The organism is Paenibacillus plantarum (genome assembly GCF_013141695.1).
Taxonomy (GTDB): Bacteria; Bacillota; Bacilli; order Paenibacillales; family NBRC-103111; genus Paenibacillus_E; species Paenibacillus_E plantarum.
Genome location: NZ_WHNY01000040.1, coordinates 196,086 through 220,993, shown reverse-complemented (window position 1 = coordinate 220,993; position 24,908 = coordinate 196,086). Strand labels below are relative to the sequence as shown.

At 43.6% G+C, this 24,908-nt stretch carries 26 protein-coding genes; 20 read left to right on the top strand and 6 right to left on the bottom strand.

Annotated features, from left to right (window positions below; all coding sequences use genetic code 11):
- Positions 1–18 precede the first annotated feature (18 nt).
- Positions 19–714 (top strand): uracil-DNA glycosylase, encoded by a 696-nt coding sequence (locus tag GC096_RS13245; protein WP_171630691.1) that lies wholly within the window; start codon positions 19–21, stop codon positions 712–714.
- Between the two features lie 92 nt (positions 715–806).
- Here the strand turns inward: GC096_RS13245 and GC096_RS13240 are convergent, their stop codons facing one another.
- The gene (locus tag GC096_RS13240) at positions 807–1,739 is read right to left on the bottom strand and encodes a zinc dependent phospholipase C family protein (RefSeq protein WP_171630690.1); all 933 of its coding nucleotides are present in this window, start codon (positions 1,737–1,739) and stop codon (positions 807–809) included.
- Between the two features lie 191 nt (positions 1,740–1,930).
- Between GC096_RS13240 and GC096_RS13235 the strand changes: the two genes are divergently transcribed.
- Complete coding sequence (locus tag GC096_RS13235; RefSeq protein ID WP_171630688.1) at positions 1,931–4,105, top strand: PAS domain-containing sensor histidine kinase; 2,175 nt, start codon at positions 1,931–1,933, stop codon at positions 4,103–4,105.
- A 74-nt stretch (positions 4,106–4,179) separates the two neighbouring features.
- On the opposite strand, the gene GC096_RS13230 is transcribed toward GC096_RS13235, so the two are convergent.
- The gene (locus GC096_RS13230; RefSeq protein WP_171630687.1) at positions 4,180–4,410 is read right to left on the bottom strand and encodes a hypothetical protein; all 231 of its coding nucleotides are present in this window, start codon (positions 4,408–4,410) and stop codon (positions 4,180–4,182) included.
- A gap of 312 nt (positions 4,411–4,722) precedes the next feature.
- On the opposite strand from GC096_RS13230, the gene GC096_RS13225 reads away from it, so the two are divergent.
- The 5 genes from GC096_RS13225 to GC096_RS13205 all read left to right on the top strand — a co-directional run bounded on the left by GC096_RS13225 (position 4,723) and on the right by GC096_RS13205 (position 7,894).
- Positions 4,723–5,379: a deoxynucleoside kinase gene (locus GC096_RS13225; protein ID WP_171630686.1), complete on the top strand. Its 657-nt coding sequence runs from the start codon at positions 4,723–4,725 to the stop codon at positions 5,377–5,379.
- A 126-nt stretch (positions 5,380–5,505) separates the two neighbouring features.
- Positions 5,506–5,658 carry a hypothetical protein gene (locus tag GC096_RS13220; RefSeq protein WP_216626111.1) on the top strand — a complete coding sequence of 51 codons (153 nt, stop codon included), beginning with the start codon at positions 5,506–5,508 and terminating at the stop codon, positions 5,656–5,658.
- 128 nt (positions 5,659–5,786) lie between these two features.
- On the top strand, positions 5,787–6,491 hold the full coding sequence (locus GC096_RS13215) for a copper homeostasis protein CutC (RefSeq protein WP_171630684.1): 705 nt from the start codon (positions 5,787–5,789) through the stop codon (positions 6,489–6,491).
- A 14-nt stretch (positions 6,492–6,505) separates the two neighbouring features.
- Positions 6,506–7,498 carry an NAD-dependent epimerase/dehydratase family protein gene (locus GC096_RS13210; protein ID WP_171630683.1) on the top strand — a complete coding sequence of 331 codons (993 nt, stop codon included), beginning with the start codon at positions 6,506–6,508 and terminating at the stop codon, positions 7,496–7,498.
- Between the two features lie 87 nt (positions 7,499–7,585).
- Complete coding sequence (locus GC096_RS13205; RefSeq protein ID WP_171630682.1) at positions 7,586–7,894, top strand: DUF4870 domain-containing protein; 309 nt, start codon at positions 7,586–7,588, stop codon at positions 7,892–7,894.
- Between the two features lie 67 nt (positions 7,895–7,961).
- Here the strand turns inward: GC096_RS13205 and GC096_RS13200 are convergent, their stop codons facing one another.
- The gene (locus GC096_RS13200) at positions 7,962–8,720 is read right to left on the bottom strand and encodes an MBL fold metallo-hydrolase (RefSeq protein WP_171630681.1); all 759 of its coding nucleotides are present in this window, start codon (positions 8,718–8,720) and stop codon (positions 7,962–7,964) included.
- Between the two features lie 256 nt (positions 8,721–8,976).
- On the opposite strand from GC096_RS13200, the gene GC096_RS13195 reads away from it, so the two are divergent.
- From GC096_RS13195 to GC096_RS13170, 6 genes are all read left to right on the top strand, one after another.
- Positions 8,977–9,237, top strand: a complete 261-nt coding sequence (locus GC096_RS13195) for a hypothetical protein (protein ID WP_171630680.1) — start codon at positions 8,977–8,979, stop codon at positions 9,235–9,237.
- Between the two features lie 230 nt (positions 9,238–9,467).
- A complete protein-coding gene (gene cyoA / locus GC096_RS13190) occupies positions 9,468–10,436 on the top strand; it encodes a ubiquinol oxidase subunit II (protein WP_171630679.1) in 969 nt (322 codons plus the stop codon).
- 40 nt (positions 10,437–10,476) lie between these two features.
- Positions 10,477–12,447: a cbb3-type cytochrome c oxidase subunit I gene (locus GC096_RS13185; protein ID WP_171630678.1), complete on the top strand. Its 1,971-nt coding sequence runs from the start codon at positions 10,477–10,479 to the stop codon at positions 12,445–12,447.
- Positions 12,447–13,061 (top strand): cytochrome o ubiquinol oxidase subunit III, encoded by a 615-nt coding sequence (gene cyoC, locus GC096_RS13180; protein WP_171630677.1) that lies wholly within the window; start codon positions 12,447–12,449, stop codon positions 13,059–13,061. Before GC096_RS13185 ends, cyoC begins: the two co-directional genes overlap by 1 nt.
- Entirely contained in the window at positions 13,062–13,391 is a 330-nt protein-coding gene (gene cyoD, locus GC096_RS13175; RefSeq protein WP_171630676.1) for a cytochrome o ubiquinol oxidase subunit IV, read from the top strand.
- 206 nt (positions 13,392–13,597) lie between these two features.
- Positions 13,598–15,079: a L,D-transpeptidase family protein gene (locus GC096_RS13170; RefSeq protein ID WP_171630675.1), complete on the top strand. Its 1,482-nt coding sequence runs from the start codon at positions 13,598–13,600 to the stop codon at positions 15,077–15,079.
- Positions 15,080–15,159: 80 nt separating this feature from the next.
- On the opposite strand, the gene GC096_RS13165 is transcribed toward GC096_RS13170, so the two are convergent.
- Positions 15,160–16,275, bottom strand: a complete 1,116-nt coding sequence (locus tag GC096_RS13165; protein ID WP_171630674.1) for an aminopeptidase — start codon at positions 16,273–16,275, stop codon at positions 15,160–15,162.
- 170 nt (positions 16,276–16,445) lie between these two features.
- On the opposite strand from GC096_RS13165, the gene GC096_RS13160 reads away from it, so the two are divergent.
- Together GC096_RS13160 and GC096_RS13155 are read left to right on the top strand one after the other, a co-directional pair.
- Entirely contained in the window at positions 16,446–16,988 is a 543-nt protein-coding gene (locus GC096_RS13160) for a hypothetical protein (protein ID WP_171630673.1), read from the top strand.
- Positions 16,978–18,135, top strand: coding sequence for an MFS transporter (locus GC096_RS13155; protein WP_171630672.1), 1,158 nt, complete (start codon positions 16,978–16,980; stop codon positions 18,133–18,135). Before GC096_RS13160 ends, GC096_RS13155 begins: the two co-directional genes overlap by 11 nt.
- Before the next feature lie 52 nt (positions 18,136–18,187).
- On the opposite strand, the gene udk is transcribed toward GC096_RS13155, so the two are convergent.
- Positions 18,188–18,823 (bottom strand): uridine kinase, encoded by a 636-nt coding sequence (gene udk, locus GC096_RS13150; RefSeq protein WP_171630671.1) that lies wholly within the window; start codon positions 18,821–18,823, stop codon positions 18,188–18,190.
- Between the two features lie 602 nt (positions 18,824–19,425).
- A complete protein-coding gene (locus tag GC096_RS13145; protein ID WP_171630670.1) occupies positions 19,426–19,743 on the bottom strand; it encodes a hypothetical protein in 318 nt (105 codons plus the stop codon).
- 321 nt (positions 19,744–20,064) lie between these two features.
- On the opposite strand from GC096_RS13145, the gene GC096_RS13140 reads away from it, so the two are divergent.
- From GC096_RS13140 to GC096_RS13120, 5 genes are all read left to right on the top strand, one after another.
- Entirely contained in the window at positions 20,065–20,445 is a 381-nt protein-coding gene (locus GC096_RS13140; RefSeq protein WP_171630669.1) for a homoserine kinase, read from the top strand.
- 8 nt (positions 20,446–20,453) lie between these two features.
- A complete protein-coding gene (locus GC096_RS13135) occupies positions 20,454–21,992 on the top strand; it encodes a sensor histidine kinase (RefSeq protein WP_171630668.1) in 1,539 nt (512 codons plus the stop codon).
- Positions 21,989–23,554 (top strand): DUF3369 domain-containing protein, encoded by a 1,566-nt coding sequence (locus tag GC096_RS13130; RefSeq protein ID WP_171630667.1) that lies wholly within the window; start codon positions 21,989–21,991, stop codon positions 23,552–23,554. The genes GC096_RS13135 and GC096_RS13130 overlap by 4 nt, the downstream gene beginning before the upstream one ends.
- A gap of 82 nt (positions 23,555–23,636) precedes the next feature.
- Entirely contained in the window at positions 23,637–23,777 is a 141-nt protein-coding gene (locus GC096_RS13125; RefSeq protein WP_171630666.1) for a hypothetical protein, read from the top strand.
- 272 nt (positions 23,778–24,049) lie between these two features.
- Positions 24,050–24,901, top strand: a complete 852-nt coding sequence (locus tag GC096_RS13120; RefSeq protein WP_171630665.1) for a patatin-like phospholipase family protein — start codon at positions 24,050–24,052, stop codon at positions 24,899–24,901.
- Positions 24,902–24,908 lie beyond the last annotated feature (7 nt).

The following is a 24,908-nucleotide window of genomic DNA, read 5'->3' as shown; positions in this document are numbered from 1 at the left end:
GCATGGGGGAACTAAGGCGTGAAATCGGTAACGAATGATTGGTTGACGGTTTTGGCAGACGAATTTCAAGCGCCCTATTATCAGGAACTTGAACAGTTTCTGCAAGCAGAGTATTCGCTGCATACCATTTATCCACCAGAGGATGAAGTGTTTTGTGCGTTGGAATGGACCTCTTTTGCGGATACGAAGGTTGTGATACTGGGACAAGATCCTTATCATGGGAGCGGGCAAGCTCATGGACTTAGTTTCTCTGTGAAACCAGGGATTGGGATCCCTCCTTCGCTAAGAAATATGTACAAAGAACTATCATCAGATCTCGGTTGTACGGTACCTGATCATGGTTATTTGAAAACATGGGCAGAACAAGGCGTTCTACTTTTAAATACGGTATTAACCGTTCGTGAGGCACTCCCTAATTCGCATAAGGGAATGGGCTGGGAAAGATTCACGGATCAGATCATACAAGCGTTAAGTGCTCGAGAGAAACCTGTCATCTTCCTGCTATGGGGAAGCCACGCACAGGCCAAACGATCTTTGATCGACACCACCCGACATGTGATCATAGCATCGGCCCATCCAAGCCCGTTTTCAGCGTATCGCGGATTCTTTGGCAGCAAGCCTTTTTCTACTGTCAATACCGCGCTGAATCGACTTGAAATGACAGAGATCGACTGGATAATCCCCACTATTGGGCATAACGAAAACCATGAATGACAATATTCATGGTTTTTTTCATTTGTATAGACCGAAACTTACGTTCCGAAACGAATAGTATATATTGACTATGTAAAGATTGCCTAGCTATTCTATAATATAGGTTGTACATGGGTAATCGGCAAGTCAAGCTCGCAATTCTTACCTGTTTCGTAGGAGCGGTTTCCGAGAACTTCGCGAAAAGCGTCGTAGTCAGCTTCGGTACCTCGCTGCAAGACTTGTATGGCTGCTTCAAGCACAAGGATGGCATCGTCCATTGCTGTCTCCAACAACTCCCATACACTGTATGTATAGGTTTCATTCAGATCCGTTGGACAGTTCCAAGTTGTCTTGGCCTCATTAAAATAATCGCGTGGAGCGGGATGCTTCGTGTAAACCAATGGTGATATTTGACCTGCTGTCAATATTCGTTTGATTCCATGCGGATCATGAAATAATCGTTGTGCGCGGATCATGTCATAGTAGGCGTCGTCCCAATCGGAATCCTTCATTTGTGAGGCGATTCCTGGGTAATGGATTGCGGTTGCAGCGGTGAGGGCCGGTACAATGCCTAAGGGGAACTTTTCACCTACAAAAATTTCTTTCCAAACCGGCGTATTCCACGTTTGGATATCACGCTCATGCTTGGCATAAATGGTATCCATGATGATTTCAAATCGTTGATGATCCCATTTCTTGAAACCAGATTTATAGAATACATATGGATGTAAATTACGATCTAAAACATGATGTGTCAGAAAACCTAGAACATAGAGGACCGCGGGATTGTATAAGCCACGGCCTTGCACCCGTCGAACTAGTTCGAGTAAAAAGGGTCCGCAGGAAACTTTGTGCATGAGACTTCCGAGTGCATTTAATTTCTTGTCTTTCTGCCAAGGTAGAAAGTTGTGGTAAAAAAGAAAATCAGGTCCTTGGCAGCCTAGAGAAAAAATGTGCCGCTGCTGGTTATCGTTTAGAACCGAAGTATGGCCTAGTTGGTTCATCGCTTTTTGACCGAAAATTAAATGTGTCCAAATATTGGGCAAGGGAGCATCCTCCTACAACGTGAGATGAAGAATAATGAACCTTTCTATTCTAACATATTGGCGGAAAGCAAGGGCATATTTCGTGAACAATTTCAATCCATAAGGCGCTAAGTGCAGGATTGTTTGTGGGATTGTCGAATCTATCAAACGGTGAGGATCACCATCTAAGCATGTACCCTGGGGGAAAATATATGAATAAGCATTCGGAAATGGAGCCATCGTTCGATGCGATTTTTGAATTCACCACAATGGGAATGGCTCTGATTTCGCTTGAGGGTCATTGGTTGAAAATGAATCGCAGCTTGTGCGACATCGTCGGCTACTCGGAGCCGGAGCTCCTTACAACGCAAATGAAGTCGTTAGTAGAACCTAATCAAGTGCGTCACATAGAACGTATCATGAAGAATTTACTTGGTGGAGAGATGCCTACCCATCAAGAAACGATCAATATTCTACATAAGAATTTATCTTTACTGTGCGTTGACTGGCGGATGTCAATCATTCGAGATGCAGACAACAGACCTCAGGCCTTTATTGTTCAAATAAATGTCCTCTCCCAACAGTCTGACATGGCACGTAAACTGGCGGAAAGCGAACAGCGCTATAAATCATTAATTGAGCATAATCCCGCAGGTATTTTGACCTGTGACATCCATGGTCGCATACAAGGTGTTAATCCAGCCATGGAAAGGATTCTAGGATACTCTGAATATGAATTGCTCTCTCAATTTATCCATCATATTTTTCTGCATAATAACACGAGATTCGATTCTGCTGCTGGCATCCTCATGCAAAATGATAACTATATGTTGGTGTTCCAACAAGAGAATGGCGAACAAATAGAATTAGGTGTCAAAAATGTTCCGATCATTGTTAATGATAAATTGGATGGCGTGTATTTAATCGCCAAGGATATTACACAATTCAATCGTGACCGAGAAGCATTGCGAATCGCACAACAGGATCTCCATGACACCGTACGAAGACAACAGGGGATGACCTTAAAGTTCAGGGAAATAAATGGGAATTTCATCCATACTTTGTGTGACGGAGAGTTGCTTTATCGTTTGGGATTTAAGCCATCACACATTTTAGGGAATACGTTACATGATATTTGGCCTGCTTTTTTGGCCAGTTCCATAGAAGGTTATTACCATCGAGCATGGAATGGCGAAGAAAATGTGATGTTTGAAGCTACCTTTCGGGGGATTACCTATCTAACTTCATTGCGCCCCATAATGGAGAATGAGCGCATGGTGGAGGTTATCGGATCGTGTGTTGATATTACGGAACGTAAGAGGATGGAAACTGAGCTCAGAGAAACGAAAGAGCTTCTGGAATCTGTGATTAATAACACCACGGACGCAATTTGTGTGTTGGATTTGAATGAGCGAGTGATCTCAGTCAATGCGGCGCATGAGCATATTTTTGGTTGGAGTCAAGCGGAGTTAGCGGATCAAACATTACCGATTTATCCTGATTATTTGGAAAAAGAACGCAAAGCTATGTATAACGAACTGCGACTAGGGAAGCAGATATCAGGGATGGAATCGGTTCGACTTCGTAAAGATGGTCAATTGATCCATGTGAGTATAACGAAAACGCCCATTTGGAACGAAAAAGGTGAAATTTTCGGGTTCGCAGGTATTACACGAGATATTACTGAACGCAAGCAAACGGAGGAGCTTCTCCGAAAATCGGACAAACTGTCTGTCGCTGGACAGCTCGCGGCGGGACTTGCACATGAAATTAGGAACCCACTTACCTCGCTTCGCGGATTCTTACAGCTTCTCCAGCACGATCTGAAAGATAAAAAGCATTATTTTGATATCATGTTATCTGAATTGGATCGCATCAATTTTATCGTTAGTGAATTCTTAGTAATCGCAAAGCCGGAAGCGATTACGTATAAAAAAAGTGATTTAGTGACGATTTTGCAATCCGTCATTGCTCTTCTGGATACGCAAGCCGTACTTTGCAACGTACAGCTAGTGTTGGAATTCCAATCGGATATACCTGAAATTACGTGTTCGGAGATGCATTTGAAACAATTATTCATTAATTTGATCAAAAATGCGATGGAAGCCATACCGAAGGATGGTCAAATCAAATTGATCGTTTCCTTACATGGGAATGATCAGATTAGAGTACGGACACAAGATAATGGAATCGGGATACCAGAGGAGCGATTGAAACAGCTAGGGGAGCCCTTTTATACAACGAAAGAGAAGGGGACTGGCTTAGGTTTAATGATGTGCTTCAAGATTGTCGAAGCGCACAAAGGGACCATGAACATCCAAAGTCAAGTGGGATATGGGACGACTATTGATGTGTTCTTGCCAACGTATACGGGGGAGCATAATTGATTTTCTTGCTTTAAACACGATGAGAAGCTGAAAACCGCCGACGGATTGAACCGGTATCGGCGGTTTTCTCATTTCTAGAATGCAATACTAAATTCCGAAGTTTCTCTTGAATACCAAGTAGAAATTGTGGTGTTATTTTCATTGTAAACTTGTACATGATCTGGCGTGTATTTGACGATAATCCCTGTAGTTACTTGGTAATAAACGCCTAATTGATCGAGTGACCACACGAACACTGGCGTTTTTGTTAGGGCAGCAGCAAATAATTCTGAATCTGTATCTAGTAGCTTCGTTCCGTAAATCATCGATACACCTCTGTCATATGGATAGTAGTTAGGTACTTATAAATAGAGACAGTATGGCAGATGAATTCATCACACTGTGTTCATAATTTTTTTGTTGGTTACTTAGAGGATTTCCTAAAATAGGTAGAATATGAGCGGTTGAAGGAGGAAAATTTGCACGGCCAAGTGATTGGACTCTTTAGCGGCAGTCAAGTCAAACGATAAAGGAAAAAAAAAGAGGGTTCCCTCGTTTTTGAATTCCTTGTATAATAGGTAAGCTTTGCTGAATTGACATTAGGTAAATTACGATAGGGTAGAAGGAGAAAGGGGTCAATGGCAGTGATTGTGGTTGGGGGAATGATTGGTCTTGGTAAGACTTCGGTATCCACTTTACTGGGGCAAGAACTAAATTCGAATGTTTTCTATGAGAGTGTCGATGATAATCCGATATTACCGCTATTTTACACAGCATCACCGGAAGAAATCGAAAAGCATCGGTATCCGTTTTTGCTGCAATTGCACTTTTTGAATACGCGTTTTAAGGCCATTAAACAGGCATTAGTACATAACAGAAATGTACTGGACAGAAGTATTTATGAGGATTGGTATTTTGCCAAGGTGAACCGCGAGTTAGGACGTATTTCACAATTGGAGTTTGATGTGTATGAGGGCTTGGCTGATAACATGATGTCAGAGTTGGCGGAGCTGCCTAAGAAGGCGCCTGATCTGATGGTCTATTTGAAGGCTTCCTTCGAAACGGTTATGTACCGAATCGGACTTCGTGGCCGCAGCTTTGAACAGGATCAATCGTTAGTTGATTATTATCGTCAGCTTTGGTCAGGTTATGATGACTGGGTTATGAATCATTATCATGCATCTGAAGTTCTTATCGTGGATATGGATCGCATCGATGTCGTGAATCGTCAGGAAGATGCGGTTCAACTAACTCAAGAAGTTCGGGCAAAGTTATCTGAATTGGCGATTGTGTAATATAAGCTGAAGCGAAATTTGTCGAAATGTCGAAAGACCCCCTCAAAACTGAGGGGGTCTTTCGAATGATATAGCAGCAAAGCCAACGAAACGTTGTAATCCTAGAAAGCGAAGGTGATGAAATTGTTGTTTATCGTATGTTACAAAGGCAAGCCTATGAGTGCACCATTGCCGAAATTAGCAGCAACGGAGAAATTGTTGAAGCTTAGTCGTTCATTTGCCAATCTTGAGCTCGTCGAAGTGCGTCAACAACAATGGCAAACGGCTTCGAATATTTAGGGACTACATATCCTATAGGGTGACACAACTCCTTAATCCAATCGATTATTGGAGTTTTTTGTGTTGTCCACTTTGTGTTAGAGTATAAATGGGAATTCATATATCTGATAATGGAGGGTGTTCGAAACATGCTATTGGAAGTAATCGCAACTACGTTGCAAGATGCTGTGCGAGCTGAAGCTGGCGGCGCAGATCGGATTGAACTTGTTGCGGATTTGCAACAGGGAGGGTTAACACCCGATTTAGAGCTCGTTAAGCAAATTATATCCGCTGTGCAAATTCCAGTGAACGTGATGATTCGTCCGCATGCGCGATCCTTTCATATGTCAGAGGCGGACATCGCAACGATGCTCGATTCGATCCAAGGCGCGGAGCAAGCAGGTGCTAGCGCTCTTGTATTCGGCGTGTTGGCGCCGGATAAGAAGATTGATCGCCACAATCTTGAAATTTTGTTAGGGGCTACTTCTTTGCCTGTGACTTTTCATCGGGCCTTCGACGAAATAAAAGAACAAGCAGAAGCTCTGCCAATGCTGATGTCATATAAACAAATTCAATCCGTGCTCACATCGGGAGGCGCCGCAAGTGTACTTCATGCTGTTGACCAGATACGACTACTTATGGCGATTACCCGCGGCAGTCACTTAAACATATTGCCAGGTGGAGGACTTACACTCGACAGTTTGACTTCGTTTGTCGAAGCTACTGGGGTGCATAATGTCCACCTTGGCACAGCTGTAAGAGAAAATGGGCGTGTGAGTGGGGCGGTTGAGGAAGCGAAGGTAAGAAAAGCGAGAACCTTATTAGATGAAATCATTCAAGTAAATCCGGAGTGAGGTGGAGGTCACACATGAACATTCTGATCCTTGGCGGCACCAAATTTCTAGGAAGAGCCCTGACAGAAGCGGCACTCACGAAAGGACACAGAGTGACACTGTTCCATCGTGGTCTTTACGATGCTGCTGCATTTCCACAAGTCCATCACATTCTAGGTGATCGGAATACCGACCTTGCTAAACTGCAAGATATACATTGGGATGCTGTAATTGATACCAGTGGTTATGAGCCGGAGTCTGTGAAATCAACGACCGACATGTTGAAGAAACAGGCGAAGCACTACACATTCATTTCAACCATTTCTGCCTATGCAGATTTAAAGCAGGTTCAATTGGATGAAACAGCAGCTGTGTTGAAGCTCGAAGAGGCAGCAGATCCTGGGCAGCGCTATGGGGCGCTCAAAGCGGAATGTGAACAGGTTGTCCAAGCAGCATTTCCTCTTGGAGCACTCATCATTCGCCCAGGTCTGATCGTTGGACCTTATGACGCCTCAGACCGATTCACCTACTGGCCTGCTCGCTTACAACGAGGCGGTGAGGTTTTAGTTCCGCTGCCCAAAGAGCGAAAGCTTCAATTCATTGATGTGCGTGATCTTGCGGCCTGGACGATACTGCTGATTGAACAAGGCGTAACGGGAACTATTCATGCGAGTGGAAAAGAGTATGCCATGGAAGATGTCGTGGAAGCTTGCAGATCTACCGATAACGATGTGGAGACGACGATTACTTGGGTGACGGAAGAGTTCTTAGTCGAAAAAGGGGTAGGCCCCTGGATGGAGCTGCCGCTGTGGCTTCCAAGCGACAGTTTGATCGGTATGTTGCAGTTAAACAATGCAAAAGCGTTCCAATCGGGTTTAACGACGAGAGCACTAGTAGACACCGTGAAAGATACACGGGCATGGGATCAAGGTCGAGGCACTGAAATGGTTCGAGTAGCTGGATTAAAACCAGAGCGAGAGCAGGAGTTGCTGAAGGCTTGGCACGAGTGGAAGTTGGTCCGAAAATAATTTGAGATTTGTCCAGTAGGCGGATGAATAGCTGCTGGAAATTGAATATAATGGAAGAGAAAACTCTGAGAAGATGAGGTGCTGTCCATGTACGATTCCACAGATATTCAAAGTAACAAAGGAATGGCGATTCTTGCGTACATTTTGTTTTTCATCCCGTTAATCGCGGCGAAGGAATCCAAGTTTGCGTGGTACCATGCCAATCAAGGACTTACTTTGTTTTTGGCATGGGTCATCGTGAATGTCGTTCTCGGCATTATCCCATTCATTGGTTGGATCCTGCAGCCGATTGCTAACTTGGCATTGGTAATTTTGGCCGTGCTGGGCATTGTTGCGGCAGCGCAAGGTCAAGTTAAACCCCTTCCGTTTATCGGCAGTTATACACTTCTGAAGTAGAACGTACATAATAGCAAGGGCTGACTACCTGTAGATCATCTACGGTTAGTCAGCCCTTTTTCGTTCACTAAGCTTCTATGGAGTTTACAATTTCAGCGATTCGTTGATTCACATTATCGGTGATTAAGCCGCCGTGGTAGCAAAGTACCCTTTCGATATCGAATTGCAAAAATTTTCGCAATGACTGCAAGGCTAAGGGATAATCAGCGCAGTAAGCTGGTATTGGTCCTTGAAGCTCACCTTCAGCGACAACCATGGAATCCGCGGCGATTAAGGTCTTGCTTCTTTTATGATAAAGACTCATGTGACCTGGTGTATGACCAGGCGTAAGAATGACAACAATCCCACCACATCTGTCGATGATCTGACCATCTTCCAAAATGGTGTTAACCGGTGCCTTCGGCGGGTTCTCAAGGTTACGTCGGAACGCGTCTCGCCATTCAGGTGTCGTGTCTGCAGGTAAATTCGCAACAGCACGTTCAATGGATTCAGGGGTTACTTTAATTAACATTTTATCGCCTTGAATATAAGCTTTTTCTAGTTCAGAAGCGAATACTTCTAGGGGCTGGGAGGAATTTTCGAGAAGAGCAGGTAAACCTCCGATATGATCGATATCCTGATGTGTAAGGATGACGGAATCCAATGTTGATGCATCAACGCCTAAGTTTTCTAATGTTTTCTGTAGGAGTGGAAGGGTACCAGGGTAGCCTGTATCTACAAGTACAGCTCCTTGCTCATCAACGAATAAGGCGGGATGAATGACGTTGATTCGACCCATGAGTGGAATAGATAAGTCAACGGAATAAAGTCCTTCAGAAATTTGCATGTGAAACCCTCCAATTTGGAATGATAAGTGTGAAAAGGCATGGAATTATCATATCCATTGGCGTGTAGTATGTCAAACAAATATTTAATTATAACACAATTTTTATTTAATGTCAATACAAACCTATGTTCCATAATTAGCTAGTTTAATTTTGTCCAAATTTTGATCATCGTGTGAATAAAATATGAACAAAATCTGATTTTTGTGTTATACTAGTTTTAAAGCACTTACATTTAAGTCAGGAGTGGTGATGATAATGTCAAATAGAGCCGTGTCCGTAAATTCCGTTGAGCGTGTTGAACGAGATGTGATGCCGTTAGTGAAATTAATGACTTTTGCCGCATGGGCGTTGCTTGCTATAGGTTTAGTACTTAGCTTGTTTAGTTTAGAAAGCTTCAGTGATCGCAATACAACATTAATGGTGGGTATTGGGTTCATGGTCGGAAGTGTCCACATTTATGTGATTCGTACCGCTATTCATTTGGTACATTCTCGCAATGTTTCCAAGAGTGAATGAGAACGAGGGTTCGAAGGAATACTATGCAAGCCTTTCAAGTTTAATACTTGGAAGGCTTTTTGCTGTTCATATTTTTCCAGCAGAGTCAACAAACGTTCTGTGACATTTGTTTTACATTACTACGTCGAACCGTTGACGTATTTGTTAAGTTGACTTTGTGATGGTGAACTTTGACGAACAAGATGATATGTTGATAACAGGCAGGATTTGTTGATTGGGAGGTTAAGTGGATGAAGAAGAGAAAGCTTGTACAAGCAGGAATGCTCTTCATGATGGTCGCCATCATCTTAGTACTTTCTGGCTGCAGCCAAGCTATGGTGTTGGATCCTAAAGGACCCGTTGGTGCTGAGCAGAGAGATTTAATTGTGATTGCAACTATTTTATGTGGGGTCATCCTTGTTCCGGTTCTTGTGCTTACAGGTTGGATTGTGTGGCGATATCGCGATAGCAAAAGCAATAAGGCATCGTATAAACCGAATTGGTCTCACAGTACCTCACTCGAAATCGTTTGGTGGGCTGTGCCGATCATCATTATTGTCACATTGGCTGTGGTTACGCTGAAGTACACCTATGCTTTGGAGCCGTCAAAACCATTGAAGTCGGATAAAGAACCGATTACCATTCAGGTGACATCACTCGATTGGAAATGGTTGTTTACCTATCCAGAGCAAGGGATCGCTACGGTGAATTATTTGCAAATTCCAGAAGATACACCGATTAAGTTTGAATTGACTTCGGATGCACCGATGAATTCATTCTGGATTCCACAATTAGGCGGGCAAATTTATACGATGTCAGGCATGGCGATGACGTTGTATTTGCAAGCGGATGAGATCGGACATTATTTTGGTACAGGAGCGAATTTCAGTGGTGAACATTTCGCTGACATGACGTTTGATGTGAATGCGACTTCGCGAGAAGACTTTGATTCGTTCATTGCGAAGACCAAGAAGGTCCCTACGAAATTAACCAAAGAAGGTTACGAGGAATTAGCAATGCCAGGTAAATCTGGTGTGAGATATTTCTCGGAAATCCCAGATGGACTTTTCGAACAAATCGTAACGAAGTATACGAATGGTCAGCCTGCTCACAATGGTCATGGGGCTAGTCACGAAAGCAAGGATACAAAGGACATAAAGAAAGAAAGCTCCATGGACCATTCGCAAATGGATCATAGTCAGATGAATATGTCGAAGTAATTGATGATAGATCAGAGTTTTATGAAAGGGAGATCTGCTCATGCTGGATAAAATTAAAGATTTTGCATCCGAGTTTTTCGTAACGGGCGATCCCATGATTCTGGGAGCCCAGGTTAGTATCGGGCTCTCGTTAGTAGCCATGGTATTCGTACTCACGTTCTTCCGAAAATGGGGTTGGCTTTGGCGGGAATGGTTGACAAGCGTCGATCATAAACGAATTGGGATTATGTATATTATCTGTTCGTTAATGATGTTATTCCGCGGTGGTGTAGATGCGCTTCTAATGAGGCTGCAGCTAGCCATTCCGGATAGCCAGTTCCTACAGCCAGATCACTATAATCAAATTTTCACAACGCACGGTGTAATCATGATTTTATTCATGGCGATGCCGCTCATGTTTGGTTTATTCAACATTGTTGTTCCTCTGCAAATCGGAGCGCGCGATGTCGCGTACCCATTCTTGAACTCCCTAAGTTTCTGGATGTTCTTCTGGGGCGCTATGCTATTCAATGTTTCATTCGTCATCGGTGGTTCACCAGATGCAGGTTGGCTCAGCTATCCGCCACTATCCGAATTGTCACATAGCCCAGGAGTGGGCCAGAACTTCTACATTTGGGGCATTCAAATTTCAGGTATCGGGAGTTTGGCAACAGGGATTAACTTCATTGTGACCATTTTGAAAATGCGTACACCTGGTATGAAGTTGATGAAAATGCCGATGTTCACGTGGTCCGTATTTTCAAGTTGCATTATGATCATTTTCGCATTTCCAATCTTAACAGTTACACTAGCGTTACTATTCTTAGACCGCTTCTTTGGTGCCCATTTCTTCACCTTGGACGGCGGCGGTAATCCGATGATGTATATTAATTTAATTTGGATGTGGGGTCACCCTGAGGTGTATATCGTCGTGATACCAGCCTTCGGTATTTTCTCCGAGATCGTATCAACCTTCTCGAAGAAGAAACTATTCGGTTACAAATCGATGGTATTCGCGATGCTCATCATCAGCTTATTATCCTTCTTTACTTGGGCGCATCACTTCTTCACGATGGGTTCTGGCGCGGATGTGAATGCTTTCTTCGCGATAAGTACAATGCTAATTGCGATTCCTACAGGGGCAAAAGTATTTAACTGGCTCTTCACGATGTTCCGGGGGAAAATTCGCTTCACGACGCCGATGCTTTGGACAATCGCCTTCATTCCTTGTTTCGTTGTTGGGGGAATGACAGGGGTTCTGTTGTCTGTCGCTCCAGCTGATTTCCAATTCCATAATAGTTACTTCCTGATTGCGCATTTCCATCAAGTATTAATTGGTGGTGTAGCCTTCGGATATTTCGCAGGTCTCTACTACTGGTGGCCGAAAATGTTCGGCTTTAAACTTAATGAACATCTGGGCAAATGGGCGTTTTGGGTGTGGAACATTGGTTTCTATGTCTGTTTCATGCCGCAATACTTCCTTGGTTTAGACGGAATGACGCGTCGGACCTACACGTACAGCTGGGATATGGGCTGGGGTCCGCTTAACATGGTTTCAACCGTCGGCGGTTTCTTAATGGGTATTGGTTTCATTTTCCAAGTGTGGCAAATTGCTCACTCCATTAAGTTCAGAGAACAAGATGTTACTGGCGATCCGTGGGATGCACGTACACTGGAATGGTCCATTCCTTCACCAGCACCACTTTACAACTTTGCTGTGCTGCCTAAAGCAGAAGTCGCTGACGCTTGGTGGGAAGCGAAGCAAGAGAATGGCAAGAAACAACCGAAGCCAACTACCTATGAACCGATTCATATGCCTAAAAACTCAGCAATTCCGTTTGTCATATCGCTGTTATGGTTTTTTGCAGGCTTCGGATTCGTCTGGGATTGGATGTGGCTAACCATTCCAGCATTAATTGGTGTTGCCATCTGTATGATTGCTCGTTCCTTCAGCTATGATACGGATTACTATATTCCAGCGGATGAAGTGAAGAAGACGGAAGACGCCGCTTGGAAAGGAGTGAAGGTGTAATGGCACACACAGCAGCACATGGTGCACACGACCATGAACACGATCATGAACAAGAGCATGAATCGCTCAAAACGTTTGGTTTTTGGATATTTCTAATCACAGACGTTATTTTATTCGGCTCGCTTTTTGCGACCTATATCGTCCTTCACCAAAATACGAATGGCGGACCAACACCGGAAGAGTTATTCAAGATGCCGGGAATCATCGCGGAAACTTTCATCTTGCTGACAAGTAGCTTTACAAGCGGTTTAGCTGTATTGGGTATGCACAAAGGAAATCTGAAGCAATTAATCGGTTGGTTGATTGTGACAGTTATATTAGGAGCATTATTCGTTGGACTAGAGCTTTCAGAATTCATTACCATGGTTAACCATGAGGGCGCAACAATCTCCACGAGTGCTTTCCTATCGGCCTTCTTTACATTAGTTGGCACGCACGGTTTGCACGTTTCCGTTGGTTTACTTTGGATGATTGGTCTAATTTTTCAATTGAAGCGCCGCGGGATCACAACAGTTACGAAACGTAAAGTAGAGATCATTTCCTTGTATTGGCATTTTCTGGACGTCGTTTGGATCTTCGTCTTTACGGTCGTCTATCTCATGGGGGTGATGTAAGTGAGCCAACCACATACACAATCTCAAAACAATCACGGGTCGCATGGATCATTGAAATCGTATATCATCGGTTTTGCGTTATCGATCATTTTGACCATCATTCCACTTGTTGTTGTCATGAATCATATGCTAGGGAAAACGGGTACATTGATTTTGATTTTAGTAATGGCCGTTCTGCAATTTGCTGTGCAATTGTTCTTCTTCATGCATGTCAAAGAAGGCGAGAATGCCCGGTGGAACATCATGGCGCTGCTATTTGGTCTAGTCATTCTAGTAACAATCGTAGCCGGCTCGATCTGGATTATGACCTATAATACAGTCGCGCATTAGGTAGTTAATATCACTAAGTAGAAGACGTTCTTAGCCTTGTTTATTGGGGCTGAGGGCGTCTTTTACTATTTGATGACGTAGGTTAAATGTTAAGTCGGAAAAAGGGTTGTCTTTCCATTTCTCTCATGATACATTATGTATCAGAGATACCTAATGTATCATTCAACTTGTGTGACTAGCTAAATTTATGAACGGAGAGGAGCCAAATGATCCGACGAAACCAACGATTCCGTAACCAACTCGATGATCACCTCGTCCATTTGCACAAGAATTTGTTCATTAGTCATGCTGATCCACTTTACCATGAGAAGGTTATTCGCTATCTGGATGCGAATTCGCCTGAAGCCCATTTCAATCTGGGGCAGAAATTTCGTGAGAAAGGGAATTGGAAGAGAGCCAGGTTTCATTACAAGGAAGTGCTCAAGACCTATCCCTCGCCTTTCTATTCAGCTGCAAATCGTGCCATTCACATGCTGGATCAGCAGCAAGCCGCTCACGTTGCGAATCTAGAACAGACGCTTCCGGAGAAGCGAAAGCCTTTATTACCACCATTTATGAAAATGTTGTTGCTTGTCCTTCTGATTCTCAATGTCATTTTAGTATTAGTTTTTACTGGAGATCATGCTATTTCACGTACGATTAGTAAAATGAAAATTTGGAGTGCAGGCACACAAGTAACTTACGAATCGGTAGACAAGCCTTTCATTTTGTATCTCTCACCAGAGATGTCACATGCAGAAATCGAGAAGAAGCTTCATGCACAAGCCTTGGTTTTGGCAAAGGAAATACCGAAGACAACGATTCTCCTCTATGGGATTGTCACCGAGGATAACGTGGATAAAGGGAAAACGATGCTGCTCACTAATGAGGATGATATAAGGCGTGCGATGGTTATCGCAACGTATCAGCCAGAGGCAGATGCATTGGTTCACATCCGTTTTCTGAACGCTGAATTTGAAGAGCACCAACCGCTAAGCGCGATTGGTGCTAATTTAGTTCGAACAGCTTTGGCATCCTATCGAGACGATGTGGGACAAGCCCCCGGACGAATAGATGAACTCCTGCAGGATTATCCGCTAAATTATTTGAGCTTCATCCCGATTGAAACTGTTTCGGGTTCGAATAAGATCCAATCAGCCTATAGGGGTGATGGGGGATGGGTATTTAATCCCGAAGCGGCAGATATTGCGCATATGTTCTATGCGAATGTAGTCGGAGGAGATGAGGTTCCCTATGAACCTGTTCATCTCGAAGTGAATCAGCGTGCGTATCAGTTGCAGCTGGTTAGCGGCTCCCATTTGCTATGGGACAAAGAAATTGGTCTTGGTGCTAATGGCAGCACACCTGATGGCGTTTATCGGGTCATAGAGCGAGTGCAGCAGCCCAAAGGAAAGACAAGTCAAAGCTATGGTGATGCAGGCTTAGGACTAGGATCTATCGCGTTACACGGCACCTATGACGAGAGCTCGATCGGAGAATCGAAGTCTTTAGGTTGTATTCGATTAACGAATGACGACATACAACAACTATTTCCTTTCGTACCGAGAGGAGCTGAGGTGCAGATACTTTCCAGTGAACGTATATCTAATCGAGTTAGTCCGGTGAGTCAAATGTCAAAGTTGATCCCAACGAGTCTGCCTCAACATTCAGAATCCGCGGGAAATACTATCTTCCATTGGTTAGGCTAAAAAGCAGCTGAAGCTTACCGAGTGAATCGTACTCGGAAGTTTCAACTGCTTTTTAAGTCTGTGCCTTTTCCTATAGTTAACTACATTAAGTTCTCTGGGTTAAGCTTTTCGAGCTCTGGAATGACGAAACGGCCATCCTTGCGAATGAGCACATCGTCGAAATAAATTTCGCCGCCGCCATACTCTGGACGTTGAATCAGAACCATGTCCCAGTGGACAGATGAACGATTGGTGTTATCCGCAGTTTCATAAGCTTGACCTGGTGTGAAATGGATGCTGCCGTCAATTTTCTCATCAAATAAGATATCTTTCATCGGATGTTGAATGTAGGGGTTTACACCAATTGCGAATTCGCCGATATAGCGTGCGCCATCATCTGTATCTAGGATCTCATTCAGTTTATTGGTATCGTTGCTAGTCGCGTTAATGATGCGGCCATTTTCGAAGGTCAGGACAATGTTCTCAAAAGATGTGCCCGAGTAAATAGTCGGTGTATTGTAACTGATTGTACCATTTACGGAATCTTTCACAGGTGCCGTGTAGACCTCGCCATCCGGGATGTTTCGGAGTCCTGAGCAAGGAACAGCACCGATGCCTTTGATCGAGAAGCTGAGGTCCGTACCTTTGGCGACCAAACGGACACGATCCGTACGTTTCATCAAATCAACGAGGGATTCCATTGCTTTTGCCATTTTACTGTAATCAAGGTTACAGACGTTAAAGTAGAAATCCTCGAAAGCTTCTGTACTTTTTCCAGCCAACTGCGCCATTGACGGATTCGGGTAGCGCATTACGACCCATTTGGTATTGTTAATACGCTCATCGAAGATTGGACGTTGGAAGTACTTCAGGAACAGCTTCATTTGTTCATCAGGCACATCAGATGACTCGGTGATGTTATCACCGCTGCGGACAGCGACATAGGCATCCATTTGTTTCATTCGAGCAAGCTCAATCGCAGACCATGTGCTGAATTGTTCTTGCGTTCCTTTCATTTGCAAGCTGCGCGTAATGGCGGGGTCACGCAACTCAATGAATGGATTACCTCCGGCTGCATAAACCTCTTCAATTAAGCATTTCGCAAGTTCTGGATCTTTAACACCAATCATTTCAATCAATATGTTCTCACCGGGCTGCAGGCTCACGGAATATCGAATAATGTTTCGGGCAAAAGTTTGTAATCTTGGATCTCTCATCCTATAGGTCTCCCTTAATTAAAAAATACGTACCCCCAAATTATAACGTAACGTGATCTTGTAATCCAATCTGGGCAATGGTTTCATGGGGATGGAAGGGGTATACTAGGTATATGTGTAAGTAATTCCATCATACCAACGACATGCAAGATCAACTAGAGGAGGAAGCAATGGCACGAGATCAAATAAAAGTACCCTTCGGGTATGAACCCCCGGTAAATTCAGATAAGGGAACAGTTCTGGTTTTTGAGACATTCGAAGATTGGACAGAGCACGAAATGAGCGCTTGTATCGCTTGGGCAGAAGAACGGAAATTCGTTCGTATCATCTTCTATCCACAGCATGAGGAAACACTCCGTCGAATGGATATTCGATCGGAAATGCCCTATTATGCCCGTCTGAAGCATCTTGAACACCTGTTAGAGGATGTAGATACGAATCTCCAAGTTGAAGTGGACAAATGGGAGGGGAAGCGTAAGAAATATACGCCACTCGATACATCGCTTAACTTTTTAACGGAGAAATCCCCAGGTCCTCACTTTATATGCATGAGCGATCGTTATGCGAACCTCTTCGTTACCTACCCATCTTTCAAAGAATGGATAAAAAAAGCAAGACTCGTCATATTTACGCAGTTCCGTGTTCCCCTTCATGGCAAGCTAAATGACTGTGCCGAGAGATGGGAAACGGTGGATTTCGGGAATGGCGCTTAAATTACTGCGATCTAATTATCAATTAACCACATTAATCATGGTCATCATCGTCGCGGGAATGAGCCAAGGGATGCTCTTGCCATTGCTCACGATATTATTAGATCGTTCTGGTATATCAACAGGTGCAAACGGTGTAAATGCGGCGGCCTTGTATATTGGGATTTTTGCGACGATGTTCATCATTGAGAAGCCTGTTCGCCGTTATGGCTATAAACCCGTCATTATGATCGGGATGAGCTTAATTATTATCGCGAATTGCCTTTTTCCGGTCTGGCAACAGGTTGGCTTCTGGTTTGTACTGCGGCTTCTAGTGGGTATTGGCGATAGCGCCTTACATTTCGCGACACAACTCTGGATAGTAGCTTCCAGTCCGAAAGAGAAGAGAGGACGCAATATCTCCCTGTACGGGATGGCCTACGGGGTAGGGTTTAGTCTCGGTCCATTAGGCATAACCCTGCTTAAAGCGGGGATTTGGGTGCCTTTTATGGTGACAAGTGCATTCTTTCTGCTAATCTTATTACTTCTAACGAGGCTGAAAAATGAAAAGCCAGAGCGAGCTGAACGTGCGGAAGCCGCGCATAAACGAGCAACAACAGTCATTTCCTTAGCATGGTTTCCGCTGATTACTTCATTGCTCTTTGGATACATGGAAGCGGCGATGAATAGCAACTTCCCGCTCTATGGCCTTCGGATTGGCATTTCGGAGTCTACGATTGGACTTTTACTTCCCGTAACAGGGATCGGTGGGCTCATCATGCAGTTGCCGCTGGGGATATGGAGTGACCGCGTAGGTCGTAAGCCAATTCTCATGGGTACGGCCATCGTAGGGGCTTTAGCGTTCAGTTGTGTACCTTTCGTTGGGACAAACTTATGGGGACTTGGGCTTTGTTTGGGCATAGCAGGCGGCATGGTAGGCTCCTTCTTCTCGCTAGGGTTGGCCTATGCGGCAGATATTTTACCGCGTCATTTGCTGCCAACAGCCAATATTATTGCCTCCATTCAATATAGTGTAGGGAGTATCATCGGTCCTTTAGTAGGCGGGATGGCTCTTCACTATTTGAGCGTGTTCAGTATTTTCTACTTTCTTGGCCTTGTGTACTTGTTGTTTGGCCTCTCGGGGTTCATTTTCAAAGCACGTACGGCATGAAAAAAGCCACTTTCCCATGATAAAGGAAAGTGGCTTCTTGCCGTTTCGGATGCTAACCGATTTCATAATTTGCAGCTTGATCCGTCATATAGCGTTCTGTCAAAATGGTAAGCAACGAGATACCGATTTGATTTTCTCCGCCTTCAGGAATAATGATGTCAGCGTACTTCTTGGACGGTTCGATAAATGCATCATGCATGGGCTTCACTGTCGTTAAGTATTGGTCGAAAACGGATTGTAAGGAACGGCCGCGCTCATTAATATCGCGAGATAGACGACGGAGGATGCGTACATCAGGGTCTGTATCTACGAAAACCTTTATATTAAGCGCACCGCGGAGTTCCTCATCCGTTAGAACGTGTATGCCTTCCAGCAACACAATCGGTTTAACATCAATGCGGATCGTTTCTTGTGAGCGCGCATGCCCCGAAAAATCGTAGACGGGAATGTCGACGGGCTGCCCGCTTTTCAACATATTCAGATGCTGAAGGAGCAATTCATTTTCAAAAGCACGAGGATGATCATAATTAATGCGTTCCCGCTCTTCAAAGGTCAGTCCGCTATGATGAAGATAATAATTATCTTGTGAAATTAAAGTCACATTCGTGGATCCGAGTTTTGTGATAATCGATTTTGCTACTGATGTTTTACCTGAACCGGTACCTCCGGCAATTCCAATCACGAGCATGTATGTAGTGCCTCCCCAAATAACTTGAAAACCTTCCTACGTAGTTTAACATAATGTGTGCCTAAAATAAAAAGATGGTGTCCCGAAAGCCGTTGGAGTTGCGGGGGAACCCATTTTTAGGTGATTTTGCTGTTACAGTGAGGGGAGGCAAACGAATTTGGCCATTTCGGCGCTGTAAGGTTGTTTTTCATCGTTACAGCGAGTGGAGGCAAACGAATCTGGCCATTTCGGCGCTGTAAGGATGTTTTTCATCGTTACAGTGAGAAGAGGCAAACGTATTAGGCCATTTCGGCGCTGTAAGGTTGTTTTTCATCGTTACAGCGAGGGGAGGCAACCGAATTTGGCCCATTTCGGCGCTGTAAGGATGTTTTTCATCGTTACAGCGAGGAGAGCATACGAATTAGACCATTTCGGCGCTGTAAGGTTGTTTTTCATCGTTACAGTAAGAAGAGGCAAAGAAATTAGGCCATTTCGGCGCTGTAAGGATGTTTTTCATCGTTACAGCGAGGAGGGCATGCGAATCTAGCCAAAAGAGCTAAGCGCAAAAACAACGCTTAGCTCCTGTGGCTAGAGATTGGATCATACAGTGATGTTAATACCAGTTACCGAACCTGCTTTGGCGTATGAAACTTTTCTTGATTAGCTTCAATATCCTGTGCAGCTTGGTTTAACTGTTCGAACGTTTGCTTGATTTGCTGTCCAAACTGATCGTTGGCAAATTCAGCTAATTGTCTTTGGGCTTGCGAAACCTGTTGATCTGCTTGTACGAGTGCCGCTTGAGCAGATTGGATCGCATTCGGGTTGGCTTCTGTTATAGCGACTTGCAGCTTATGCTGGGCGTCTTGCGCTTGAAGAATCGCATGATCAGCGGCGTCAATGGCATGCTGAACTGGTTGTTGATGCTGATTGGTTCCTGTCATGGGGGAAACCTCCTTAGGGTTCGTAAAGACAAGGGAGAAGCTATGAAAAGCACTTTACTACATTGCACCAAAATTGGGGAAATAATTCGGATTCGGGAAATGAAATTATTTCCTGGGTAAGCGCAAATTGTGAGCGTTATCATGCGGATTCGACATCAATTGTCAGACAATTTCGAATAAATCAACTATTATCGCGATGAAGGTCATTCTTACACATGTTACCAAAATAAAAGTGGACAAATTAACTGATTATTCTTAAGCTAGAGAGGATAGTTTTTTGGGCATGTATAGATAGAAAAACATCTTCATGGGGGATGACAAATGAATAAAATTAAGGGTTTGTATTTATTAGCGGCATTAACAATCGTTATTTCTGGTTGTGGGAAAGCCAAAACGATAACGTCCAACTCGCCTACGTTTACACCAACTTTAGAAGTCGCTTACGTAGTTAAAGATGATACTGTCACCTTAGATCTGACAACGGATCTGAAGTTGTCGAAAGAACATTATGATCAACAACGTGTGCAAGGTGAAGGCCATGTTCATATATCGTTAGACAAGGGTGAGAAAATCGTAGTCACTACGAAGCAAAAGGTATTGGAACATTTACCCAAAGGACCGCATGAAGTGAAGATCTCCTTACATAACAACGACCACACGCCTTACGATGTTAGCAAAACAGTTACGTTTGATGTGAAGTAGGTGTGTCGATGTCTTTTCGTCAAAAGAAACTAAGTTTACAGAAGCGGATTGTTTTCCTCGTCACGGCGGTTACAGCGGGTATGATCTCAACGATGATGGTGTTTGATACGATCAGCTTGAATCAATCGATCCGCGAAGCATATGTAAGTCAAATCAGCGGTATGACGATTGCAATCAACGGTCGTTATGAAGAATCGAGATCGGTCTCCGATATCCAGCAGATTTTCGATTACATTCAATATAAGAATAATCGCGTTATAGATATGAAGCTGTATGACAAACAAGGCAAAATCTTAGCTTCCTCGAATCGAAAAGAAGTAGGAACGATTCTGAACGCTGCGAAAATTGTGATTCCTAAACAAGACAAAACGATTGTAGATCGTATCCCGATGGCCGAGAATGATAGGCCGATCGTTCGATTAACGGCACCACTGCAAGAAGATGGTTCAGTTGTCGGGGCTGTTGAGGTTATTTTCGACTCTTCGGAAGAGGAATTGCTGCTCAAACAAAGAACGAAACTGATTCTGTTCGTTGGACTCACCATCGCAATCATATTATCGATCTTATTATGGCTAATTCTGCGAGTCATTGTTATCCGGCCTTTAAGCAGGTTGCGTGAAGCGGCTGTCATTGTGAAACAAGGCGGAGAACTACCTAAATTGCATTTCAAAGCTTCACCAGAAATTGCCGAGGTTTCTGATGCATTCAATGATATGGTCAGCAATTTGGATGAACGCTATCAGGAGCTGCAGCAGGTTTTGAATACCTTGCAAGTTACACAAGATCAGCTTGTTCATTCGGAGAAAATGGGGGCACTAGGTAATTTAGTCGCAGGCGTGTCGCATGAAATTAACACACCAATTGGTATTGGTGTAACGGCTATCAGTTACTTGGATCAGAAAGCGAGACAGTTTCAAACTTTGTATGAAGCAGGGAAAATGAAGAAATCCGACTTGGAGCAATTTCTATCCATTTCCCATGAGAGCATTGTGATGGTTCAAACTAACTTGGAACGAGCTTCTTCGTTAGTAAAAAGTTTCAAGCAAATTTCCGTGGATCAAAGTGTAGAGATCAAGCGAACCTTCCTTTTTAAAGAATATGTGGAGGGAATTATTGCAAGTTTGAAACCTGCACTTAAGAAAACACATATAAAACTGGACGTTTACTGCGATGATCAACTCAAGTTGTATACGTACCCAGGTGCGTTATCTCAAATCATTACGAATTTAGTTATGAATTCCCTGCATCATGCTTACGATGCTGATGATGACGATGGATGCTTATGTATCCGAGTTCTAGACTATCCCGATCATGTCATGCTGGCCTACTCCGATGATGGGAAAGGGATGTCAGAGGAAGTGTTGGATCATATTTTTGATCCATTCTTCACAACGAGCCGCGGGCAAGGCGGGACAGGCCTAGGGATGAATATCGTATATAACCTTGTAAAAGAATCGTTAAATGGTACGATTCAATGTTCGAGCGTACGAGGACAGGGCAGTTTATTTGCAATTACAATCCCCAAAGAGGAGGAAGCTGAGATATGACAAATGAAGTGGAGTCTGTCGATCAGGATGAGCTTCTTTTTGCTGCTGAGGAAGATAGCATTGCAGCAAATCTAAGGACTGTGGAACAAGACCCGTGGATCGTACTTATTGTTGATGATGAGAAGCAAATACACCAAGTAACGAAAATGGTCTTACAGGACCTTGAATTTGCAGGTAGAAAACTGGCGTTTCATAGTGCCTATTCGGCTTTAGAAGCGAAACAACTTTTGAAAGAACAACCGCAAACGGCCCTTATATTATTAGATGTCGTTATGGAATACGAAGACGCAGGCTTGCAAATTGTTAAATACATACGCGAAGAACTGAATAATCAAGCTGTACGTATTATTTTGCGGACAGGACAACCGGGACAAGCACCTGAGCGAACAGTTATCATGGATTATGACATCAACGATTATAAAGAAAAGACGGAGTTAACCTCGCAGAAATTGTTTACTACGGTTGTTACGGCACTGCGCTCCTTCCGTGATATCAAAACTATTGAGAAAAGTAGAATTGGCCTGGAAGAAATCATTAAGTCATCCGCGACTTTGTTTGAATTACAGTCCATGAAGAAATTTGCGTCAGGTGTACTGACCCAAATGACTTCCATCGTTAATTTACATAAGAATGCGATACATTGTAGTTTTGCAGTGACGAAAGGGATTGAGGACATCTACATTCTTGCAGCTAGCGGCGATTATGCGGCCAATCAAGATGCGAGAGCAAGGGATGTGGTTCCCGTTGAGGTGCTTGAGGAAATTGAATTGGCTTTCCAGACGCGTAAAAGCAGTTTTGCTGCGGATCGTTTCATCATCTATTTTCAGAGCAAGATGGGGATGGAGAACGTGATCTATATGAACGGGTTTAATGCGCTGAGTGAATGGGAGCATTACCTCGTAGATATTTATTGCGCGAACGTTTCGGTTGCTTTTGAGAATATTTATTTGAACAATGAGCTTGAGAGTACGCAACAGGAAATTATTTATACCATGGGTGAGATCACGGAAACGCGTTCGCAGGAAACCGGTCATCACGTAAAGCGAGTGGCTGAGTATTCACGACTGTTAGCTCTGAAGTATGGCTTATCCGAGCAGGAAGCTGAAACGATTCGATTGGCGACACCGATGCATGATGTAGGCAAAGTTGGGATTCCAGATGCCATACTTAATAAACCGGGCTCATTAACTAGGGATGAATTCGAAATTATGAAAACTCATTCTAATTTAGGCTATGAAATGCTTAAGCATTCAAATAAAAAGGTACTGCACGCCGCGGCGATTATTGCTCATCAGCATCATGAACGCTTTGACGGTACTGGTTATCCACAAGGGCTAAGTGGGGAAAACATTCATTTATATGGCCGAATAACAGCCTTAGCAGACGTATTTGATGCGCTGTGCAGCGATCGGGTTTATAAGAAAGCATGGGAATTAGATCGCGTATTGAATTTATTGGAGTCTGAACGTGGTAAGCATTTTGACCCAGTCATTGTTGATCTGTTTCTAAGCAACCTCGACGAGTTTTTAGTTATCAAAGAATTGTATAAAGAAAATCGTTAATTACCTTAAGGATTTCTGCCCTTCTGGCATAAGATCAGGATCACCTTCTCATACTACGGTTGAGATGATGGAGGTGAAAGGAATGCCTAAAGTTAATCAGCCAGATAAAAAAAATAACCAACAAAATGCTGCCCAATTCACGGAAGAAGCGCAAACCCTGAAGAAACAGAACGCGGATGAATTCCCGCCTAGCCTTAATAACATTAGTAAAAACAAATCTTAATTGTTGTAAAGACTTGTTCACCCTTGTTCTTCGGAGCAGGGGTTTTTGGCAATTTCAGGAACGTGTACCGGTATTTGAGGTTCGAAAAGTTGACGTGCACGTTAAATTTCGGCAAAAATACGGTTGAACTGGGATTTCCCCTAATTTGTCTTAGAAAGTAGGATGAAATCTTCGTTTTCGTCACATTTTCGAAGAAAGAAGCCCGTTTCTTTTAATTTACAATTCCTGTATGCTAGAAAGGGGCTTGAGACAGACAGAAAGAAGGTGTCACCATGGAAGGAATTGGACTCGTACTGGAAGGCGGAGGTATGCGAGGGGTATACACCGCGGGAGTCTTGGAATACTTTATGGAGCAGGATTTATATTTCCCCTATGTAGTGGGTGTTTCAGCAGGAGCGTGCAATGCCGTTTCTTATATTTCTAAACAACCTGGGCGGAATAAGAAGGTAACGATTGATTATGTTGCGGATCACCGTTATTTAAGCTATCGAAATTTATTGCGCAGTAAAAGCATATTTGGCATGGATTTTATTTTTAATGAGCTGCCGAACAGGCTTGTGCCATTTGACTATGACACGTTCTATGCCTCTTCACAGCAATTCGCAATAGGAACAACCGATGCGCATACAGGGGAGCCGATTTATTTCACCAAACATCAGCTTCAGCTGCAAACGATGCCCATCGTTCAAGCTTCGAGCTCGTTGCCTTTTGTAGCTACGCCGATCCATTTTGAAGGGAGAACCTTATTTGATGGTGGATTGGTCGATCCGATTCCTGTACAGAAATCGGTAGCTGACGGCAATAAAAAGCACATCATTGTATTAACGAAGGAGCTAGGCTACCGCAAACGGCCGTTCAAGCAGCGTTGGCTGGCGAAGAGCTTTTATCCGAAATATAATGGACTAGTAAATGTGCTTGTGAATCGCAGTGAAATTTATAATAACACCTTAGAAACAATTGAACGTATGGAAGCGGATGGTAGTGCTATCATCATTCGTCCCTCAACCAAAGTGGAAGTTGGGCGAATGGAGAAGGATCCGCGTAAGCTGGAGAAATTGCATGAGCTTGGCTATGAAGATGCGAAGAAGCTAGGGCAGCAGTTAAAAGATTGGTTACTACACTAGGGGGTTG

What these genes read in the sequence shown, in the direction of transcription:
- GC096_RS13235 (WP_171630688.1), top strand. Translation starts at nt 1,931, where the DNA reads ATGAATAAGCATTCGGAAATGGAGCCATCGTTCGATGCGATTTTTGAA.
- GC096_RS13230 (WP_171630687.1), bottom strand. Translation starts at nt 4,410, where the DNA reads ATGATTTACGGAACGAAGCTACTAGATACAGATTCAGAATTATTTGCT.
- GC096_RS13225 (WP_171630686.1), top strand. Translation starts at nt 4,723, where the DNA reads ATGGCAGTGATTGTGGTTGGGGGAATGATTGGTCTTGGTAAGACTTCG.
- GC096_RS13215 (WP_171630684.1), top strand. Translation starts at nt 5,787, where the DNA reads ATGCTATTGGAAGTAATCGCAACTACGTTGCAAGATGCTGTGCGAGCT.
- GC096_RS13210 (WP_171630683.1), top strand. Translation starts at nt 6,506, where the DNA reads ATGAACATTCTGATCCTTGGCGGCACCAAATTTCTAGGAAGAGCCCTG.
- GC096_RS13205 (WP_171630682.1), top strand. Translation starts at nt 7,586, where the DNA reads ATGTACGATTCCACAGATATTCAAAGTAACAAAGGAATGGCGATTCTT.
- GC096_RS13200 (WP_171630681.1), bottom strand. Translation starts at nt 8,720, where the DNA reads ATGCAAATTTCTGAAGGACTTTATTCCGTTGACTTATCTATTCCACTC.
- GC096_RS13195 (WP_171630680.1), top strand. Translation starts at nt 8,977, where the DNA reads ATGTCAAATAGAGCCGTGTCCGTAAATTCCGTTGAGCGTGTTGAACGA.
- cyoA (WP_171630679.1), top strand. Translation starts at nt 9,468, where the DNA reads ATGAAGAAGAGAAAGCTTGTACAAGCAGGAATGCTCTTCATGATGGTC.
- GC096_RS13185 (WP_171630678.1), top strand. Translation starts at nt 10,477, where the DNA reads ATGCTGGATAAAATTAAAGATTTTGCATCCGAGTTTTTCGTAACGGGC.
- cyoC (WP_171630677.1), top strand. Translation starts at nt 12,447, where the DNA reads ATGGCACACACAGCAGCACATGGTGCACACGACCATGAACACGATCAT.
- GC096_RS13170 (WP_171630675.1), top strand. Translation starts at nt 13,598, where the DNA reads ATGATCCGACGAAACCAACGATTCCGTAACCAACTCGATGATCACCTC.
- GC096_RS13165 (WP_171630674.1), bottom strand. Translation starts at nt 16,275, where the DNA reads ATGAGAGATCCAAGATTACAAACTTTTGCCCGAAACATTATTCGATAT.
- GC096_RS13160 (WP_171630673.1), top strand. Translation starts at nt 16,446, where the DNA reads ATGGCACGAGATCAAATAAAAGTACCCTTCGGGTATGAACCCCCGGTA.
- GC096_RS13155 (WP_171630672.1), top strand. Translation starts at nt 16,978, where the DNA reads ATGGCGCTTAAATTACTGCGATCTAATTATCAATTAACCACATTAATC.
- udk (WP_171630671.1), bottom strand. Translation starts at nt 18,823, where the DNA reads ATGCTCGTGATTGGAATTGCCGGAGGTACCGGTTCAGGTAAAACATCA.
- GC096_RS13145 (WP_171630670.1), bottom strand. Translation starts at nt 19,743, where the DNA reads ATGACAGGAACCAATCAGCATCAACAACCAGTTCAGCATGCCATTGAC.
- GC096_RS13140 (WP_171630669.1), top strand. Translation starts at nt 20,065, where the DNA reads ATGAATAAAATTAAGGGTTTGTATTTATTAGCGGCATTAACAATCGTT.
- GC096_RS13135 (WP_171630668.1), top strand. Translation starts at nt 20,454, where the DNA reads ATGTCTTTTCGTCAAAAGAAACTAAGTTTACAGAAGCGGATTGTTTTC.
- GC096_RS13130 (WP_171630667.1), top strand. Translation starts at nt 21,989, where the DNA reads ATGACAAATGAAGTGGAGTCTGTCGATCAGGATGAGCTTCTTTTTGCT.
- GC096_RS13125 (WP_171630666.1), top strand. Translation starts at nt 23,637, where the DNA reads ATGCCTAAAGTTAATCAGCCAGATAAAAAAAATAACCAACAAAATGCT.
- GC096_RS13120 (WP_171630665.1), top strand. Translation starts at nt 24,050, where the DNA reads ATGGAAGGAATTGGACTCGTACTGGAAGGCGGAGGTATGCGAGGGGTA.